Consider the following 19,973-nt stretch of genomic DNA (forward strand, 5'->3'; position numbering starts at 1 on the left):
TTGCCAATATTAATCCGCCATTACTTCAGGTTATGAGTTAATTGCGCATGCCTCAAAAAAACTTCCGATAATCCATCCAGTTTGCCCTGAAGATGAATAAAATAGAAATTACGTTCTATATTCAGCCCGGCTACATCGATCACTCTTAAAGTTCCACGCTGAAGTTCATTAGTTAATGCATGTATGGATACGAAAGCCAGGCAATTGGAATGCATTAAGTATGATTTGATACTTTCAGTACTTCCAAGATGTATTTCTACTTTAAGATCCGACACCCGCATTCCAATCTCTTTTAAAGCATAGTCTATAACTTCGAGTGTGCCTGACCCCTGCTCACGCATTACAAAGGAATTCTCCAGCAGCAATTCTTTACTCAGTTCAGATTTTTTAACCAAAGGATGATGCTGACCGCAAACCAGTACAATTTCATCCCTGATAAATTCGGTATAACTGATTTCCTGATGTTTAGATCTTCCTTCGATAATCCCAAGCTGAATCTCTTTATCGAGTAAAGCTTTCTCAATCTGTTCTGTATTTCCATTCATCAGGTTGATCGCTATCGCACTGAATTTATTCCTGAAGCCGGCAAGAATTGGTGCAATTACATAATTTGAAACCGTAGTGCTGGCCCCCATTGCTAAAATCCCTTCTTTTTTATGGACCATTGCATTCATATCAAAATCAATATTCCGATAAATATCAAATAGTGATTCCGTATGACTGAGCAATACTTCTCCGGCTGGGGTCAGCTGAATTTTATTCCCTTTGCGTTCAAAAAGCTTATTGTCATATTGCTGTTCCAATTCATAAATATGCTTGGTAACCGCAGGCTGCGTGATGAATAAAGCACCCGCAGCTTTAGTAAAACTAAGCCGTTTAGCTACGGTATAAAAAACTTCTAAGCGAAAGTCTGACATAGCTGGCCAAGGTCTTAATAAAATGGCAATAAACGAAATACTGTATTACCCAAATCAGAATGCTTATGGTCAGCATATATTCTAACAAAATTTTCAACTACATTTACAAGCTTAAATAAGCCACTTGAGCAAATTGCTATGCTTTATAGCTAAAAAAACCTCTTGTAAGTTTTTTTAGTATTTACAGGCAAAGCTCCTTAAGTATTAAAACACAGGAAATAAGATTGAAAAGAAACAAGATGAAACCATCATGTGCAGCAGAAAACAAACCGGAATGAAAAAGTATCGGGCAGCATAGGAGCTTCATCAACATTAAAAAATCATATACCAATGAAAAACAAGCGGATCTCCTTTATAGTAATTCTGATAATTATTGTCTTATTTATTGGGTTGCTGTTAAGAACATCTTTCAATCAGTATACGGAACAAAAAACGCTTCAGGCCACAAGTTTACAAAGAGATGCGAATAATGAGCAGATTTATAAACTGGATACTATTAACATGGGATTGCAGGAAGCAGAGAATAACTTCAGAATGTATACCTCCTTATGGGAAAAGAAATATTTCATCAAATATAGCCAGGGTATCCAGCATATCTCTTCCCTATTGGAAAGTTTTTCAAGTGAAGATCTGAAAAATGTTTCTACTGATATTTCTAATGATTTAGCAAAAAGAGATAAGCAGATTTTGCTGTATGCTAAAATTAAAAAAATGACAGATTCACTAATGTCTGTCAACCTGAAAGTTGATACAAACAGAACTTTAACAAAGACTATTTTATTTAAGAAATCACCAAAGCCGGTCATAAAAAAGATCATCAAAACGGAAGCCATTAAACCTGTTCCGGAGGCGAAGAAAACCAAGTTCTTTCAGCGTATAAAGAGTGCTATACTCAATAAAGAAGATAAAAAAGATACTGCCCTGACCAGTAAAACGGACACGGTTATCGTGGAGGCTGCTGAAAATGATCTTCTTTATACCAGGAAAAACCTGGAAGATGTAGAGAAGTTCTATAAAGATCTTTTTGAAAGTCAGCGGGGGAATCATAAGCTCCTGACCGCAAATGAAAGGGCAATTTTAAAAACCAATGGTCAGATCTTAGACAACATCAAAGTGATGTTTAATGAGTTCAGCGCCCGCGAACATCAACTTCAGCTCGCCAGAAAGATGTTATTAAGAGACCAAACGCTCCATTCTCTGGAAGTCATTGGTACCTCTGGAAAGATCAATTTTCTGATTAATTCAGGTTCATTGATCATGATCATTTCTTTGTTGATTATGCTATACCGCGCTTATAACAAGATTGTAAAAGCTAATAAATTAGCCTCTGAACAGGTCATTGTTAAATCCAGGTTTTTCACGAGTATAAGCCATGAAATGCGTACACCACTAAATGCAATTTTAGGAGCAACTGAACAGCTTAAAGCTACTCCATTGAATACCGAACAGGAAGCAATGGCAAATTTACTGGAAACTTCTTCTTCCATGTTACTGTCTGCGGTCAATGAAATCCTGGACTTTTCAAGGATGGAAACAGGAAAGTTATCACTTTCAAAAACTCCTTTTCAGTATAAAAATATTCTGCATGAAATTGTTGCGGCAACTGCTGTTCTTGCGAATCAGAAAGGATTGAAATTGATATTAAACCAAAAGGATGCGCCCGATTTACTGATCACCGGCGATCCGTACCGGTTAAAACAAATCCTGGTTAACCTGATTGCTAATGCCATTAAATTTACTGATCATGGAGAAGTTCGTGTGCAGGCCGGTATTAAGAAAACAGAAACCGGTCATGTGCTTTTGCTGATAGAAGTCAGTGACACTGGTATTGGAATTTCAGAAAAGGAACTGCCTTTTATTTTCGATGAGTTTTCACAGGTGATCAATAACAAACGCATGGACTGGCAAAAAGGGTCAGGACTGGGATTGCCGATCTGTAAAAAACTGGTTGACCTCCATCATGGAAAAATAACAGTAACCAGTATTTTAGGTAAAGGCACAAGTTTCCATTTGGAATTACCTTATGCTATTGCTGAACATCCACAGGAAGTTTTAACGGATAAAGAAGTGCTGGTTTCCAGAGCAGAAGCCTTTAAAAACATTCATCTGCTCGTAGTAGACGATGCGAATATGAATTTACTGGTTATCAAAATGATCTTTAATAAGCATAATATCAGCTTTGATACGGCTACCAATGGTGAAGATGCTTTAAAAGCTTTTGAGTCAAATCATTATGACATGGTATTAACAGATATTGAAATGCCGGGTATGGATGGCGTTGAACTGACGAAAAAAATCAGGGCACATCACGATCTTAAAAAATGCGGAACGCCAATTATCGCTATAACTGGCCAGATTTCTCCTGAATCCCATCAGAACTATATTTCTTCAGGTTTGAATGACTATATCGTTAAACCATACAAAGAGAGCGAGTTATTAGAAAAAATACTTGATTATCTCCCTTAATTTTATTGCTTAATTACATGAGTTCCGCTTATCAATTGATTAAAAATCAGTTGATAAGCGGAACTGTGTCCATAATTTTCAGCTTAAGCCAGCCCGTATTCTAGATTTCTTCTGCCCTGTTTAAATAAGGTTCTGGTTCTATTTAACTCAAATTTCAAACAGTATTTAGCAGGGTTTCTGGCTGTGTTCTCTTTCAGTTTGATACTGGTCGAGGCGTTTCATATCTTCCACTATACATCCCCATTCTCCTGAAAACGTCATTTTCTAAAACACCTCCATCATGATGTCTCACATTTGAGAAATTATTTATACAATTGCATATATGCAACCTGGTTGCAAAAAAAAACATTAATGAAAGACATCAAACAAAAAATTATTGACACTGCCATTGAAACCATTAATGATGACTATTCCAGCACACTGGAAAAGTAGCAGAACGGCAGAAGTGACCAGAAGAACTCATTCAGTAACGGAATCAATAAACTATAAAAATGGAAAAACATGAATTTGAAGTTATCATTATTGGTGGTAGCTATAGCGGATTATCGGCAGCCATGTCTTTAGGCAGAGCAATCAGAAAAACATTGGTTATTGATAGTGGTCAGCCCTGTAACAGTCAAACACCGCATGCTCACAATTTTATTACTCAGGATGGCTTTAGTCCAGCGGATATTGCAAAAGCAGCTAAAGATCAGGTATCTGTTTATCCAACAATCCATTTTATGGAAGATACGGTGGTCAGCGCTATTGGTGAAGACTTTAATTTCATAGTGACTACGGCTAAAGGAATACAGATCAGTGCAAAAAAACTATTGTTTGCAACTGGGGTAGCAGATCAGCTTCCTGAGATTCCCGGAGTTTCATCCTGCTGGGGAATTTCTGTTATTCACTGCCCCTATTGTCATGGCTATGAGTATAAAGATCAGCCACTGGGGATTTTATCAAATGATGAAAACACATTAGATTTCAGTAAATTAATTTCAAACTGGAACAAAGATCTTCGGGTTTTCACTAATGGAGAGCCAAGATTTTCTGCAGCTCAACAGCAGCAAATGAAAGATTTAAAGGTGAATATTATCGAAAAGCCAGTCGCAAGTATTGAACATGTAGCCGGGCAGCTGACTGGTATCCGCTTTTTAGATGGAACAATAGAGAAAATCGATGCACTTTATACCAGGCCACCATTTGTTCAACATTGCACTGTTCCCCGGGAAATAGGCTGTGAACTAGACAAAAGAGGTTATATCCTGACAGACGATTTTAAGAAAACAACTATTCCGGGTATTTATGCAGCAGGTGATAATACAAGTCCGATGAGAGCTGTTGCGAACGCTGTAGCGGCAGGTAGTATTGCAGGTGCTATGCTAAACCACGAACTGATTATGGCCTAAGTTTTAAACCGTAATCATTTAACTTCCAAATATTTGTGTTTTAAATATATTTTATCCTTAACTTAATATAACCAAATGAATTTATCTTAAAAAGGAGGTTTTATGAATATGGTTCAAAAAATAGAGCATTGGGGTGATATCCATCACACTAAATCGCTCGACATCGTCCGTATCGGACTTGGCTTACTGATTTTAAGCAAGGGTATTGCATTTATCAGTGACACCGGAGTTCAGCAGGAATGGATTATACAACACAACACTTTGGGATTTTCAGGGTTAATGGCCGTTGTGGTATTACATACTGTTGCTTTTGCACACCTGGTTGGCGGTTTACTGATCCTGATCGGACTGGTTACACGCTTTGCTACTGTGATACAGATTCCGATTCTTCTGGGCGCTATTTTCTTTGTAAATATTTCTAAAGGGTTCTCTTTCCTCAATTCAGAATTATGGCTGTCAATTATTGTATTGCTGCTGCTGGTTCTGTTCTGGGTAGTAGGCTCAGGGCCATATTCTGTAGACAACTGGATGAAAACACACCGCCCAAAACCATAATGTAGCGTAAGTTTAACTTACGCTACATTATGGAGATTAATGAGTACTTCCGGGAGTTAATTTATATGTTGCAGGCACGCTACTGCTTACACTATAATAATCGTTATTTTTACTCCTTCAACATGGAAATTACTTATACCACCCCCGATAATACACAAAAAAGGAGCTTTACGAAGAAATTATTTACCAATCTCACTTTCTGGGTTTTGATTGCAATTATTGCCGGTATTGTACTGGGAACCACAAATACTGCGCTGGCAATAAAAATGGAAATTGTGGGTAAGTCTTTTGTAGATATTATCAAATTATTCATCGCACCGATTATTTTCCTGACTATTGTCCTGGGAATCAGCGGCATGGGCGATCTGAAAAAAGTGGGCAGGATCGGTGTCAAGTCACTGGTCTATTTCGAAATTGTAACCACATTCGCCTTAGCCATAGGTATATTTGTTGCTTATATTATACGTCCGGGGCATATTGACCGGTCGGGACTGAACATACAAGATCCTTCTAAATATACTAAAGCTGCCGAATCAGGTACTGGTTTTGACTGGGGCAATTTTTTCATGTCTAACCTGACTTTACAAGTTCTGGTCGTTGCTATTGTTGCAGGGATTGCACTCAATTTCTATTCAAAAAGAGAAGCGGTTATTGGTGTTTTAGGAAAAGCTTCAAAATTGGTATTTGGCGGATTAAAATATGTGATGTACCTCGCTCCTCTTGGTGCTTTCGGAGGAATGGCTTATACGATTGGTAAATTTGGCTTGCAAACGCTGATTCCTTTAGGAAAACTGATGGGTACGGTTTATCTAACAATGGCACTGTTTGTCTTCGTGATCCTGGGCGCTATCCTCCGGTATTTTAATTTAAGTATCATGAGTTTTCTTAAATATATCAAGGAAGAGTTACTGCTTGTTCTGGGAACTTCTTCTTCGGAATCGGCTTTACCTTCTATTATGAAAAAACTAGAACAGCTGGGCTGCAGTAAATCAGTTGTCGGACTGGTTATTCCTACTGGTTATTCTTTCAACCTGGATGGTACCTCTATTTATTTATCAATGGCTGTTATCTTTTTAGCGCAGTTGTATAATGTTCATTTATCATTTGCAGAGATGCTGAGTATCATTGGGATATTAATGCTGACATCCAAGGGTGCTGCGGGCGTGACTGGCAGCGGCTTTATTGTACTGGCCTCTACGCTTACCGCTATCCATAAGATCCCTGTAGAAGGGCTTGCATTCCTTTTAGGGGTAGATAAGTTTATGAGTGAGGCCCGTGCGATTACAAATATCATTGGAAACGGAGTGGCTACGATTGTGATTGCAAAAACGGAGAATGAGTTTCATCCCGGAGACGATAATATACTGGCGCTGAAAAAGTAAGAGGGTACTTAACAAAAAAGCCGGCTCATGATTAATGAACCGGCTTTTTTGTTAAGCCTGCGAATGCAGGTACAAATATTATTATTTGTCGCTGTTTTTCTTTTCAGTTACTTCAGTACGGATGTCCTGAGCAAGTGTTTTTAAATCTTGCATTGCTTTACGTACTCTAGTACCAGCTGCGCCGTTACCTGAATTGTAAAACTTGTCAGCATCAGCCTCAACTCCTGCAATTAGTTCTTTTAATTTTGCGAATTTTTCCATGATATTTTGTTAATTAAATTTGATTTCTGGGCTTAAAGTTAATAATTGTTTGTTTTCTTCCAAATCATTAACGAACGATAATTGGGTTTTAATATGCCCGGATGTTTATTTAAAACCATTTCTACCGGGTATTGTTAAAGATGTTATGATTCACTAACCCCTGAAGACATGAAGAAAGAAGATTCACAAGAAAAACATAAAGTAGCTGACTCAGAAGACTTTAACACAGACAAACCTCAAGATCAGACCCTACCAAGGTATAATAGTACCAGCGAACATCGCGATGGATCTGAGCTTCCTGCCATTGAAAATTTAAATCTGCAGGATGGAATAAAAGATGAGCTAAAAGACGCTAAAAACAATGATTCTGACAGTAGCATGACAAAAAATGATGCCTCATTGTATGGTAAAAAGACTAAAACTGACCTTGGCGCAGGCCAGAGAGATGAAGATGAAGATGAAAAAGAGAAGATAATTCGCACCTGATCCCCTGCAACGCAGGAGATCAGTATCAGGAGATTTTAATAAGAAGCCGGAGCCGGCTGATTAGATTTCAAGTTAATTTTTGTTCTGTTCAATTTTGGAAATAAAGTAATAACCAGCAGTACAATAATCAGCAAAATACTAATCAGCAGATCATAGTCCATCATTGCTCTTAACTGTGCCTGGCTGTCCACCGTTCTGTTCAATAAACCTCTGGCTGCTTTAGTGGCCTGATCTGTTGCCATCCCCTTATGGTTTAATGCAACCGTATATTGAGCGAGACGTTCAGTAACCACAGTATTCAGCCCGCTCAGGTGTTCCTGAAAACGGTTGATGTGGTTACTCTTTTGTTGCAATTGAAAGTAATTGATTAAAGCAATACTGGAACAAAATCCGGTAAAACGAAAAAATACGCCCGTTGCAGATGCAGAACTGCCTAAATGCGCTGGAACTGAGGAAATAGCAAAAACAATAATTGGCGTCATGAGCATCCCTGCTCCCATTCCTTGTATGATTAAAGGAAGAACAAATGTAGCAGGATCCGCCTGAGTGGTAAACAGGAACCACATCCAGACATGAAAAATCAATAACAATACAAAACCATATAGCCAGACTAACCGGATTGGTCTTTTCATAATGATTAACCGGGAGGAGAGCAGTACGCTTAATATAATACCTACAATATTCGCAGCCATAATATAGCCAATATGTATAGGATCCATTCCTAAAATAACGGCAAAATAGACAGAGATTATTCCTAAAGCTCCACGAACCAGGTACAAAATAAAGATCATCAGCATTCCCACATTAAAGTTGCGGTGTTTAAAGACATCCAGGTTCAGATATGGGCGTTTCAGATGAAGCTGGCGAATGATATGTAAGCCTGTCAATACCAAAGTTCCTGATAAACTCCAGATAATCCTGGAATCGTGAAGCCAGTAATATTGTTGTCCGTATACCAGTGTATAGCCTGATAAACAAAGCACTGATGAATAAATGATAAAACTGTAAACGTCCAGTTGATAAAGTGGCATCTTCTTGTTCAGTCTGATATTATTCATGATGATCAATAGCATAATCCCACCCGGGATATAGGCGAAAATGATAAACTTATATAACACATTATAATCAAATGCGTCTAATATAGGTGCAGTAATGATAGTTGATATGGGTGTAATACAGAGCAACATGCCGTAAAAGATAGAATAACCTATTTCCCTCGCTCTTTCATTGTGCAGGCTTCCAAAAATCAGTGTAATACAGATGCTGGTTGACATACAGTTAGACATCCCCTGGAGAAATCTAAAAAACAATAAAATATATAGATTCTGAATATGAAAACAGACATAAGCCGTACCCATTTGAATCAGGATGCTGAGTATAAAATATTCTCTGGTCGCAATAAAGATGAAAAACCTTCTTTCCAGCGCAAAGAATCCAGCTACTGCTGCATAAAAAATCACCATAGAATACTGCACATCTGCTGGTTCGATCCCATAATATCCTGCTGCACCGGCACCACTGGCTGTGGATAAGCCAAATAGCAAAAGCCCCGGAAAGATAACCAGAAAGATAGTTGCCCTGATTAACCAGACCGGCACCCACGATTTAAATACTGGCAAAGCTAAATTCATTAGTCTTTATTTATTTTTACATTGACATTCATGCCGGCACGCAGCTGATCTACCACTTCCCTGCTTTCTGTCAGTTTAATTTTAACGGGTATACGCTGAACTATTTTCACGAAGTTACCTGTAGAATTATCCGGAGGAAGCAAAGAAAACCTGGCTCCTGTTGCCGGAGAAAGAGAAACGATGGCACCTTTAAATGTTTTGCCAGGAAAAGCATCGGCTGTAATTTCTGCCGATCCATTGGCTCTCATGTTAGCGATCTGTGTTTCTTTAAAATTTGCAATCACCCATTTACCTGCTTCCTGATCTACAATATAGGCCAGTGTTTGTCCTGTCTGGATCTGCTGACCCTCCTGAATTGTTCTTCTGCCCATTTTGCCATGATAAGGTGCACATATAACGGTATAACTTAAGTCCAGTTTACCTCTGTTTAACAGGGCGCTCCGGCGTTTAATTTCCGCTTCATAAACTCCTTTTTGTGACCTGATATCATTTACTTTTGATACAGATGCCTGATAGTTTTCCTGAGCAGCCTGATATTCTGAAGTAGCTACATCCAGAGCTGCTTTACTGTTCTCTAATTGTTGTTGTGTGGCAGATTCTACTTTAAATAATCTGGAGTATCTGTCATAGTCTTGCTGTTGTTTAACCAATTTTGCTTTTGCAGCAGCAATTTGCGACTGACTAGCCTGTGAAACTTTAGAAGTAGTTAAAACATTACTTTCTAAAACAGAAATTTGTGCTTTTGCATTAGACAATGCCGCTTCAGCTTCTTCTTGCTGCAATTGATATTCACTGTTATCAATGATTAGTAGGGTATCCCCTTTTTTCACTTCCTGGTTCTCTTCATATTTGATCTCCTTGATAAAACCGCCCACACGTGAAGTGATCGGATTGATATATTCTTCGATCTGTGCATCATTGGTATCCTCATAGTTGTAAAGCTGTACCAGCGTTATAATTCCCCAGACGGCAAGGCATGCAGCAATCATTCCAGCTATCCAGGCTGTTATTTTTGTAATCAGCTGATCCGTATTCGTATAGTTATTCTTTGTTTTCATGTTAGAGGTTACCTATTGCCTTTTGTAATTGATAAAATTGTAATTGTGCTGCGATTCTGGCTGCAGCGTAATCGAAACGTGTTTGAAGTAATTGTGTATCTGCATCCAGCAAATCTGTCACTAAGGCTAGCTGGTTGAAATAAGTGTTATTCACAATCCTTAGATTCTCTGTCGCCTGGCTGATATTTTCTTTAGCGACATCAATCCTGGTCAGTGATTCCTGATATCTCAGATACGCTTCATTTACTTCCTGCCTGATTTTATCTGCTGTATCGGAATGTTCCGCTTCCTGCTGCTGATATTTCAATTCGGCTGCTCTTGCTTTATGTGTATTGTGATAAAAGGATGAAATCGGAAAACTTGCTTTAATTCCGGTCATCCCTAAACCGTACACTGCTATCGAATAAGGATAAAGCAGGATCTGAGGATAGGAATAAGCGTAATTGGCAAATAAGCCCAGTTTAAAAGACACGTTTGCTTTTACATTCTTCACCTCCAGTTTACGCAGCTCTGTTTCCTTTTGTGATATTTTATAAGCAAAGGAATGTGCCATTGCATCCGACAAATAGATATTATACGGCTTCAAAACCGGTAAATCAGTTTTTATATCTTCCACAGGCTGAATTACAGTATCATCCGGATATCCGGTCAGTATATTCAATTTCTGATTGGCAATAGCCAGGTCATTGTTCAACTGGACCAGCGCCATTTTTTGTCTGGATAATTTTAAGGTTACCCGCAAAACATCACTTTTCAGGACGACCCCATTATTAAGCAATTGCTTAATTTCTGCCAATTGTTTTTCCTGGTCACTGATATCTTTTAATAACAAGGCTTTAAAAATATGACTTCTTTGCAGGTCAAGGAAATAAGCAGCAGCCCTTAATTTCATCTCTGAAGTGGTCAGGTTACGCTGTTCAATAGCGATCTCATTTTCTTTCTTTTCTTCTGCTATCCTGATATTAGTTTTACTTCCGTTGTACAGGTTCAAGTAAGCACTGCCACCAAATTTATAAGAGGTATGCACCACTTCAAATTGATCCGGCGTATGAAATAACCCATTTTCGTAAATGGGAACATTACTGACTCTTGCATATTCACCTTCGGCAGAAATTTCAGGAAGACGCTCTGCTTTAGCATCTTTAATCCCTTCTGCAGTTACGCTGACCCGAAGATCCTGCATTTGTATGGTCTTATTATTAGCAGTCACTTTTTCCCAGATCTGGTTCAGTGACATTGAAATTGGGGTTGTTATCTCTTGTGCTTTTAGTCTGTTGAACAGAAAGATAGAGAAGAGCAGCAAAACTATTTTTTTATTAATGTAGTACATGTCTTTAAGAATGATACAAAATTACACCTATGAAATATTTGTAATTTTATCTATATTACCAAATATTTGTCCATTCCAGCCAATGCCATTTTTAGACACAGCCGCGTATCTTAAAAACATAGATTTTAAGCCAAAAAGTATTTTTATAGTACATGAGAAGCTAGAACGCAGCCTTCCTAAACATGCTCATACCAAAAGTCAGCTCACTTATGTGGAAGGTGGAATTGCTTATATACATATCCAGAATAAAACTTATATTATTCCGGCAAGGCATTACGTATGGATACCGGGTGGCGTGGAACATTATCTGAATGTTAGAAATGCAGCTACAGTGACACATAACTTATACTTTTATACAGAAGATGATCATTCAGACCCTTTTTATCAGAAATTGGGAATCTACCCGGTAAACAGTTTATTATTTGAGATGCTGGTTTTTGCGGAGAACTGGACTGGGACAATAGAGAAGAAAGACGCTGGTTTTAATTTCCTGGTGGCAATCAAAGATATTTTGCCGCAGTTAAGTACTAAATCATTTCCGATTGCTTTGCCTACCACATCTAATACAAGGTTAAGGCCTATTGTATTGTATCTCTCTCAGAATTTTGCACAGCCGCTGACTTTAGAAAACCTGGCCAGTCGTTTTGGGATGGGGGAACGCACCTTGTCACGTTTATTTCAATCTACAATGAGTATATCTTTTTTGCAGTATCTGAAGTTACTCAGAACTGTAAAGGCTATAGAATTCATCATGATAGGCGATAAAACAACGACAGAAATCGCGTATTTAACAGGATATAATAGTCTGGCGGCCTTCAGTAAAGCATTTTTTCAGCTCACAAACATCAGGCCGTCAGATTTTGGCAGGAAGAATTAATCCAGCCTTTTCAAGTAAAAATCAGTAGGTATATCAACGATTAAAGGAACCTTTTCTACCGCAACAAAGCTTAAGTCAAGGCCAAATCCTTTTTCTTCTGGTACACTAAATGTTTTTAGGATGGTATAGTAGGCCATCGTAAAGCGTTCAATAAAGCGCAAACTATTAGAGTTTGAAAGTACTTTCTCGATCACAACAAACCTGAAATCTCCTGCAATATTATGTTCTTTCAAAGAAGCATATTTACTGGTGATATCAATTTCTCCGTTTTTAACCATCTCTTCCACTACTTTTCTGAACAGTACATTCACGCGCTGCTCTACTCTGAACCCCAAACGGAAATCAATTCTGATCAGTTTTTTATCCACTAACTGCTCTACTTTATATTCCATTGTAAAAGGCTCATCGGTTACATCAACGTGTAACAACCAGTATACATCAGCTCTTTTAGGATGTTTCTGAATGATTGAATACATGACCGAAGATTCAATTTCGAAATTAAAATTGGCACTGGTCAGGTAGACTAATTGTGAGGCATATTTAGGAATAGTTTCATCTTCACTGATCTTGCTGATAATTGGGAAATACTTCTCAATATCCACAAAACGCATGTACCTGTTTCTGATCCGGCGACCGTTTGACCAGGCCCACATAATAGAGAAAAGAGACATACCCAGGATTAACGTAAACCATCCTCCGTGTAATATTTTCACTGCATTACCTGCAAGGAAAGTTAATTCGATCACCCCATAAATAGTCAGAAATATGATAATCAGATATCTCGGCACCTTTTTACGCATTAAAAAGATAGAGACCAGAATCGTTGTCATCAGCATCGCTACAGTAATTGATAAACCGTAAGCTGCTTCCATATGTTCGGATTTCTGGAAAATCAAGACGACAAGGATACAACCGATAAACAACACCCAGTTCATAGAAGGTACATATAACTGGCCTTTTGAATTACTTGGATAATTGATTTTAACTTTTGGCCATAGATTTAACCTTACAGCTTCTGAAATCAGGGTAAATGAGCCCGAAATCAAGGCCTGACTGGCTACAGCTGCTGCAACAGTTGCAATCAGGATTCCGTAAATCAAGAACCAATCTGGCATAATATGAAAGAATGGGTTAATCTCTCCAAGATGCTTACCTTGTAATTGCCATAACCATACACCCTGCCCCATATAACTTAAAATCAAACAGATTTTAACATATACCCAGCTGACACGGATATTGGAGCGTCCGCAGTGACCAAGGTCAGAGTAAAGTGCTTCTGCTCCTGTTGTACATAAAAATACTGCACCGATAATCAGGAATGCTTCAGGATTAGTAGTCAGGATATGATAGGCGTAATAAGGGTTGATTGCTTTAAGGATTTCCGGAAACTGCATCACATAAGCTGCGCCCAGAACAGCGATCATTGTAAACCAGATCCACATAATCGGACCAAAGGCTTTACCAATAAATGAAGTTCCGAATTGCTGGATACCGAAAAGAAAAGTGATAATCAGGATAACGATAGGCACGGTTGGCAAATCCTGATAAATGATACCTAATCCTTCAATTGCTGAAGAAACGGTTACCGCTGGTGTCATAATTCCATCAGCCAGCAAGGCTGCACCACCAATCATTGCGGGAATAATGAGCCATTTTGCTTTACGTTTAACCAAAGAGTATAAAGAGAAAATACCACCCTCACCTTTATTGTCCGCCTGAAGCGTTATGATTACATATTTTATAGTTGTTTGCAGTGTTAATGTCCAGAAAATACAAGATAAACCTCCAAGTATCAGGTCAGCAGTAATTAACCTGTCGCCAATAATTGCCTTGAAAACATACAGTGGAGAAGTACCTATATCTCCGTAAATAATCCCTAAGCTAATTAATAAACCTGCCGCGGTTAGCTTATTGACGTCTTTATGATTTGCCATTTTTTTTATTTGAGTGGCGCAAATGTAGGGATTGTTCTACATTGAAGGGTACTATAATTTAAAAAATTAATATTTAATCCAATCTGTTTAAACATCTTACAAATTTCTTCAGTTATAGTAAAAGCCATCTGACCCATAATGTTAAATCTATGTTAACTTAAAGTCATCATTAACAGAATGATAATTCAAGATTACCAAATTGTTAATTTACCTTTACACCGTGCCGCTACCAATTTTCATTTTCCACGAACTACTCTTTAGAATTCAGCAGTATGATCCTTCAATCGGATCTTATGTGTCCCATAGTTATACTAAATCTGGTGCAGTTATTGTCACTACAACACGGACAATCAGGGTCAGCAGAGGTTTACTGAATAAACAATTTAAAGATCCGACACTGATCCCTGAAGCTGCCTTGCAAAAAATTATTGCCTGATAGCTAATCTCATACAAAGTTGACGAAGACTTAACATTACCTGTTTATTTTTACAGAAACCCCACTCCGATGAATTCTGTATTCAACTTCTTCAGTCCAAAAGACAAAAAATTCCAGCCGCTGTTTGAGCAGGATGTCAAAAATCTGGTTAAAATATCACAAAGCCTTTTGCTTACAGTAACTACTGAAGATCCGGAACAGCGTATGGCACAATTCAGAGAAACGGAAAAGCTGGAACAGGCAGGAGACGATATTACGCATTCAATTTTTCTGGAACTAAGCAAAAATTTCATTACTCCTTTTGACAGAGAGGATATCTATGCTTTAGTGAGTGCACTGGATGACGTAGCCGATTATATCTATGCGACTTCTTTAAATATAGAACTGTATAAAGTCAATGTTTTTAGCCAGGAAATTATACATCTGGCCAGGTTAATCACAGAAATGTCCAAAGATCTGGAATTAGCGATAATGGAACTCCGTAATTTTAAGAATACCAATATTATTGCTGATGTTTGTCTGAGAATTAACAAGGGAGAGAGCCAGGCAGATTTGCTTTGCAACACTGCCATCGCCCGTTTGTTTATCTCAGAAACAGATGCGATCGAGCTCATCAAGCAAAAAGAGATTCTCCAGACCCTGGAGATGGCTACCGATAAATGCGATGATGCAGCGAATGTGCTCGAGGCTATCCTGATTAAAAACGCATAGATAAGCATGTCATCAGAAAAAAGAAAAAAACCTTTATTTAAATTAAACCAACCAGACGATACCTATAAATTTCAGCCGCTGCCTGCCCCGTTCGGGGAATACCCTTACCGGTTAAATCCAGCATTAACCTTACCCGATCCGCATAAAATGGTCTTCCAGGTTGTGGGTGATACGGGAGGACAAAAATCTCCTTCTTTTCAAAAACTTATTGCTGAAGAAATGGGCAAGCAGTATCACCAGGCTAAAAGTCTGGCAGATCAGCCTCAGTTTCTTTACCATGTAGGTGATATTGTTTATCATTTTGGAGAAGCTGACCAGTATGAGCGCCAGTTTTTCATCCCTTATAAAGACTATCCTGCTCCGATTTATGCCATCGCAGGTAACCACGATAGTGATGTGAATCCGAATGCAGAACCAGCTTATTCAAGTCTGACTCCTTTTACGCATGTGTTTTGTGGAAAAACGCCAGGACTGGTCCCTTTCGGCACAAAACTAAATCGTATGAGTGGAATACAACCTCATGTATACTGGACTTTACAAACGCCGTTAGCCAATATTATAGGTCTGCATAGCAATGTTCCTAAATTCGGGGTCATTACCGAGGAACAAAAACAATGGTTTATTGAAGAACTGAAACATGCTGCTGCTGAACGCGCAGCTAAAGCAATTATAGTTTGTGTTCACCATGCCCCCTATTCAGCCGATTTTAACCATAGCTCCAGTTTACCAATGATTAATTTCATGGAAGATTGTTTTGAAACTGCAGGCGTAACTCCGGATCTTGTATTAAGTGGACATGTACACAATTATCAGCGCTTTAATAAGACTTATGCGAATGGAGAAGTAGTTCCATTTATTGTTTGTGGTGCGGGTGGTTTTGACGAGATGCACTGGTTAGTGGAGAGTGATGATCTCTTGTTTACGGATAAAAGCGACCTTTTTGATCACGTTACTTTAGAAAATGCATGTACAATGCAGCATGGTTTCTTAAATCTGGAGATGGAGAAAACTGAACTGGGACATCAAATTAATGGGAAATACTACGCAATTCCGCATGAGGGATTGAAACCCGGTGAAGATGCGAGTCTGTTCGAAGAGTTTACGTATTTTTGTAAGCATGGCGACAAACAGGTTGTTCAATAAATCTTCTCTTCAGAATTCTAAAAAAGAAAGTTTAACACTCAAAGAAAGACTTGCAGCTTTAGGTAATTTACCGGAATTCTTTAAAATGGTCTGGCAGACAAGTCCTGGGATGACCATTTCAAACTTGTTTTTGCGGATAGCACGTTCAGCGACTCCGCTGGCGATGTTATATGTGGGTAAACTGATTATCGATCAGGTGATCTTGTTCAGTAAAACACCGCAACCGCATGATCTGACTTATTTGTGGGAATTGATTGCACTGGAATTTGCACTGGCTATCTGTTCAGATTTGTTAAGCAGGGCAATCTCACTGCTGGACAGTTTACTGGGAGATCTTTTTTCTAAACATACTTCTGTACAGATCATGGAACATGCGGCCACGCTGGATCTGGATCAATTTGAGGATTCTGTTTTCTATGATAAACTGGAACGGGCCAGGCAGCAAACTGTAGGACGCACGATTTTACTTTCGCAGGTGATGAGTCAGTTACAGGATCTGATTACCATGGGTTTTCTTGCAGCAGGTTTGGTTGTATTTAATCCATGGCTGATTTTGCTCTTGTTCGTCGCTATTTTACCTTCTTTTTTAGGAGAATCTTATTTTAATGATCAAAGTTACGCGTTAACCAGAGGCCAGACGCCAGAAAGAAGGGAGCTGGATTATCTCCGTTTTCTGGGCGCGAGTGATGAAACGGCCAAGGAGATCAAGATATTTAATCTTTCTGGTTTTGTGATTGACCGGTTTTCACTTTTATCGGACAGGTTTTACAAGGCGAATAAAAGATTAGCTGTACAACGTTCGGCATGGGGGGTGTTTTTTGCTTTATTAGGCACGGCAGGATATTACGGAGCTTATATAGTTATTATTCTGGACGCGGTTTCAGGAAAAGTAACGATTGGGGAACTTACGTTTTTAGCGGGGTCTTTCCGGCAGCTCAGAACTTTACTGGAAGGAATACTGACGCGTTTTACAGCGGTATCTCAAGGGGCTATTTATTTACGTGATTTCTTTGAATTCTTTGAGATTACACCAAAGATTACCACAGCTGCAAAACCTATCCCTTTTCCAAAGACTATTCAAACAGGTTTTACTTTCGAGAATGTTGGCTTTCGCTACCTGAATTCTGAACGCTGGGCAAACAGGCATTTAAGTTTCACGTTGTTTCCGGGTGAAAAGCTGGCATTGGTTGGTGAAAACGGTGCTGGAAAGACCACGCTTGTTAAATTGCTTGCACGTTTATATGATCCTACGGAAGGCCGGATTTTACTGGATGGCATAGATCTGAAAGCGTATGATCTTGCAGATTTAAGGATGAACCTGGGTATTATCTTCCAAGATTATATCCGCTATCAAATGAGCTTTTCTCAAAACATAGCAGTTGGAAATATCAAAGAGAAAGATAACGTGACTTTGATCAAAGCTGCTGCACATCAGAGTCTGGCTGATCAGCTCGCAGAAAAATTACCGGGACATTATGATCAGGTATTGGGAAAACGGTTTTCCGAAGGTGTAGAGCTCTCTGGTGGAGAATGGCAGAAAGTAGCTTTGGCCAGAGCTTACATGAAAGATGCACAATTGTTAATTCTCGATGAGCCTACTGCTGCACTTGATGCAAGAGCTGAATATGAGGTTTTCCAGCGATTTTCAGAATTAACACATGGAAAATCAGCGGTACTGATCTCTCACCGTTTTTCTACGGTAAGAATGGCCGACAGAATTCTTGTGCTGGAAAAAGGAGAGTTAGTAGAAATAGGAAGTCATCAGCAACTGCTGGATAAAAACGGACGCTATGCGGAATTATTTAATCTTCAGGCTATGGGTTACCGGTAGATTAAAGCTATTTCAATATTTTAATGGTGTCCAATGGATTAAGTTCCCGCTAAACTCTTCGTTGAAGTAAAGAAAAAAGTCTTCTACTGTGGCAAAGCCGTCATTAATAGCCAGAAGAACCAAAGTTTCTCTGTCTATCAATTCATAGTTTATAAAAACAGCCGGTCCTTTATCATTGATCAGATTAGAGTAATCAATTTGAATCCGCTGAACGGATTGACATCTCAGTGCAGGGGCAAATTGAAATTCATCAGTTGAGTTCAGATTGATAACAAGCTGAATTTCCATTCCTGCCCTCCATTCATTATCCAGGTCTCTGCGAATCGTATGAATTTTTGGTTCCAGAAATTCACCGAAGGTATCTCCATCCCAGCATTTACCGAACTTCTCCAGGTGACGGCGCTGATAATCCTGATAACTGTCTTCCAGGTTACCCGGTCCCAGCATAAGACCCTTCCATATTTTCTCCAGAAAATAATTAGGCTGATGATTGACTTCTGTGCCAAATGATAGTTTCATATTATCTGTGTGCTGTATAGTAAGGTGTAGGTAATGCTTTGATTAACAATTCAATTTCCCAGCTGGAAAGCGGCGGAAAATCTACTGCCGCAGCGATGTCTTTTAATTGTGCCAGTGTTCTGATTCCCATAACTGCACTGTCCAGTGCCTGATTTTGCAAAACAAAACGAATGGCTGTTTGTGCTGAAGAACTACCCTCACTGGTAATCGAGCGGATAACTTCTGCTGCCTGTGCGACTTCTGCTCCGCTGTAATTTAAATAAGGTGCCGCAGGTTTGCCTGATAATAGTCCTTGTGCAATACTTCCACGCCCGAGTACGCCAATATTATGGTCATGAAGCAATTCCAGACATTCTTCTTCCGGCCTGCGGTCAAGTAAACTATATTGCATCATTACACTCACTATTTTAGAGCGCTGAACATATTCCCGGATCACATTTGGCCGGATAGAGGAGATTCCGTAGTACCTGATTTTCCCTTGTTGTTTTAAGATTTCAAAAGCTTCAATAGTTTCATCAATCGGGTCTTCGATAGTACCTCCATGTAATTGATAAAGGTCGATGTAATCTGTTTGCAGCCTTTTCAGACTTTCTTCTACTGCTGACAGGATATAGCTTTTACTGGGGTTCCAGTCCCATCCATTCCCGTCTGCCCGGTGCTGATTGCCAACTTTGGTGGCCAGGATTACCTGATCACGCCTTGATTTCAATAATGCACCTATTTTAGTTTCATTTTCCCCGTGTTCGTAAAGATCTGCGGTATCAAAGTAATTGATTCCCAGATCGAGTGCCTGGTCAATAATTAACTGATTTCCGCTGGTATCTCCGGTTAAGGACATACAGCCGAATCCAATTTTGCTCACTTCCAGACTGGATCTTCCGAGTTTTGAATATTGCATCTGATTTATTTAGGTATGGTATAATGTTTTGCGGATAACCCGGCTTGTTTTTAAAGGTTAACGCAGGCAGACTAAATTAATTGTTTTTTTCAGTTTCGCAACCGGTTTGCGCGATTGTTTATGAAGCATTGTTTATCAATATTTTGT

The 19,973-nt window shown here is 39.0% G+C and carries 18 protein-coding genes; 10 read left to right on the plus strand and 8 right to left on the minus strand.

Going from position 1 to position 19,973, the window contains the following annotated elements; all coding sequences use genetic code 11:
- Positions 1-20: 20 nt before the first annotated feature.
- Complete coding sequence (locus AB3G38_RS09845; RefSeq protein WP_367868317.1) at positions 21-917, minus strand: LysR family transcriptional regulator; 897 nt, start codon at positions 915-917, stop codon at positions 21-23.
- A 330-nt stretch (positions 918-1,247) separates the two neighbouring features.
- Here AB3G38_RS09845 and AB3G38_RS09850 point away from each other — a divergent pair, with 330 nt between their 5' ends.
- The 4 genes from AB3G38_RS09850 (at position 1,248) to AB3G38_RS09865 (ending at position 6,711) form a co-directional block, all read left to right on the plus strand.
- Positions 1,248-3,383, plus strand: coding sequence for an ATP-binding protein (locus AB3G38_RS09850; protein WP_367868318.1), 2,136 nt, complete (start codon positions 1,248-1,250; stop codon positions 3,381-3,383).
- A gap of 491 nt (positions 3,384-3,874) precedes the next feature.
- A complete protein-coding gene (locus AB3G38_RS09855; RefSeq protein WP_367868319.1) occupies positions 3,875-4,774 on the plus strand; it encodes an NAD(P)/FAD-dependent oxidoreductase in 900 nt (299 codons plus the stop codon).
- Positions 4,775-4,876: 102 nt separating this feature from the next.
- A complete protein-coding gene (locus AB3G38_RS09860; protein WP_367868320.1) occupies positions 4,877-5,329 on the plus strand; it encodes a DoxX family protein in 453 nt (150 codons plus the stop codon).
- A gap of 122 nt (positions 5,330-5,451) precedes the next feature.
- The gene (locus AB3G38_RS09865) at positions 5,452-6,711 is read left to right on the plus strand and encodes a cation:dicarboxylase symporter family transporter (RefSeq protein ID WP_367868321.1); all 1,260 of its coding nucleotides are present in this window, start codon (positions 5,452-5,454) and stop codon (positions 6,709-6,711) included.
- Positions 6,712-6,792: 81 nt separating this feature from the next.
- Here AB3G38_RS09865 and AB3G38_RS09870 read toward each other — a convergent pair whose 3' ends face one another.
- Positions 6,793-6,972 (minus strand): histone H1, encoded by a 180-nt coding sequence (locus AB3G38_RS09870; protein WP_068396067.1) that lies wholly within the window; start codon positions 6,970-6,972, stop codon positions 6,793-6,795.
- A gap of 168 nt (positions 6,973-7,140) precedes the next feature.
- Between AB3G38_RS09870 and AB3G38_RS09875 the strand changes: the two genes are divergently transcribed.
- On the plus strand, positions 7,141-7,458 hold the full coding sequence (locus AB3G38_RS09875; RefSeq protein ID WP_367868322.1) for a hypothetical protein: 318 nt from the start codon (positions 7,141-7,143) through the stop codon (positions 7,456-7,458).
- Between the two features lie 35 nt (positions 7,459-7,493).
- Here AB3G38_RS09875 and AB3G38_RS09880 read toward each other — a convergent pair whose 3' ends face one another.
- The 3 genes from AB3G38_RS09880 to AB3G38_RS09890 are packed head-to-tail and all read right to left on the minus strand — an operon-like array spanning position 7,494 to position 11,477.
- Positions 7,494-9,089, minus strand: coding sequence for an MFS transporter (locus AB3G38_RS09880; protein WP_367868323.1), 1,596 nt, complete (start codon positions 9,087-9,089; stop codon positions 7,494-7,496).
- On the minus strand, positions 9,089-10,147 hold the full coding sequence (locus AB3G38_RS09885) for an HlyD family secretion protein (protein WP_367868324.1): 1,059 nt from the start codon (positions 10,145-10,147) through the stop codon (positions 9,089-9,091). Before AB3G38_RS09885 ends, AB3G38_RS09880 begins: the two co-directional genes overlap by 1 nt.
- A 1-nt stretch (position 10,148) precedes the next feature.
- Positions 10,149-11,477 carry a TolC family protein gene (locus AB3G38_RS09890; RefSeq protein WP_367868325.1) on the minus strand — a complete coding sequence of 443 codons (1,329 nt, stop codon included), beginning with the start codon at positions 11,475-11,477 and terminating at the stop codon, positions 10,149-10,151.
- A gap of 82 nt (positions 11,478-11,559) precedes the next feature.
- Between AB3G38_RS09890 and AB3G38_RS09895 the strand changes: the two genes are divergently transcribed.
- Complete coding sequence (locus AB3G38_RS09895) at positions 11,560-12,354, plus strand: helix-turn-helix domain-containing protein (RefSeq protein WP_367868326.1); 795 nt, start codon at positions 11,560-11,562, stop codon at positions 12,352-12,354.
- On the opposite strand, the gene AB3G38_RS09900 is transcribed toward AB3G38_RS09895, so the two are convergent.
- Positions 12,351-14,288, minus strand: a complete 1,938-nt coding sequence (locus AB3G38_RS09900; protein ID WP_367868327.1) for a KUP/HAK/KT family potassium transporter — start codon at positions 14,286-14,288, stop codon at positions 12,351-12,353. The two genes, AB3G38_RS09895 and AB3G38_RS09900, sit on opposite strands and share 4 nt — an antisense overlap.
- A gap of 220 nt (positions 14,289-14,508) precedes the next feature.
- Between AB3G38_RS09900 and AB3G38_RS09905 the strand changes: the two genes are divergently transcribed.
- The 4 genes from AB3G38_RS09905 to AB3G38_RS09920 all read left to right on the plus strand — a co-directional run bounded on the left by AB3G38_RS09905 (position 14,509) and on the right by AB3G38_RS09920 (position 18,409).
- The gene (locus tag AB3G38_RS09905) at positions 14,509-14,724 is read left to right on the plus strand and encodes a hypothetical protein (RefSeq protein ID WP_367868328.1); all 216 of its coding nucleotides are present in this window, start codon (positions 14,509-14,511) and stop codon (positions 14,722-14,724) included.
- Between the two features lie 69 nt (positions 14,725-14,793).
- Positions 14,794-15,435, plus strand: a complete 642-nt coding sequence (locus tag AB3G38_RS09910; protein WP_367868329.1) for a DUF47 domain-containing protein — start codon at positions 14,794-14,796, stop codon at positions 15,433-15,435.
- Between the two features lie 6 nt (positions 15,436-15,441).
- Positions 15,442-16,578, plus strand: coding sequence for a metallophosphoesterase (locus tag AB3G38_RS09915; RefSeq protein ID WP_367868330.1), 1,137 nt, complete (start codon positions 15,442-15,444; stop codon positions 16,576-16,578).
- Positions 16,553-18,409, plus strand: a complete 1,857-nt coding sequence (locus AB3G38_RS09920) for an ABC transporter ATP-binding protein (protein ID WP_367868331.1) — start codon at positions 16,553-16,555, stop codon at positions 18,407-18,409. The genes AB3G38_RS09915 and AB3G38_RS09920 overlap by 26 nt, the downstream gene beginning before the upstream one ends.
- 12 nt (positions 18,410-18,421) lie before the next feature.
- On the opposite strand, the gene AB3G38_RS09925 is transcribed toward AB3G38_RS09920, so the two are convergent.
- Complete coding sequence (locus AB3G38_RS09925) at positions 18,422-18,928, minus strand: hypothetical protein (protein WP_367868332.1); 507 nt, start codon at positions 18,926-18,928, stop codon at positions 18,422-18,424.
- A gap of 1 nt (position 18,929) precedes the next feature.
- Positions 18,930-19,826, minus strand: a complete 897-nt coding sequence (locus AB3G38_RS09930) for an aldo/keto reductase (RefSeq protein WP_367868333.1) — start codon at positions 19,824-19,826, stop codon at positions 18,930-18,932.
- Positions 19,827-19,973 lie beyond the last annotated feature (147 nt).

The organism is Pedobacter sp. WC2423, assembly GCF_040822065.1.
GTDB lineage: Bacteria > Bacteroidota > Bacteroidia > Sphingobacteriales > Sphingobacteriaceae > Pedobacter.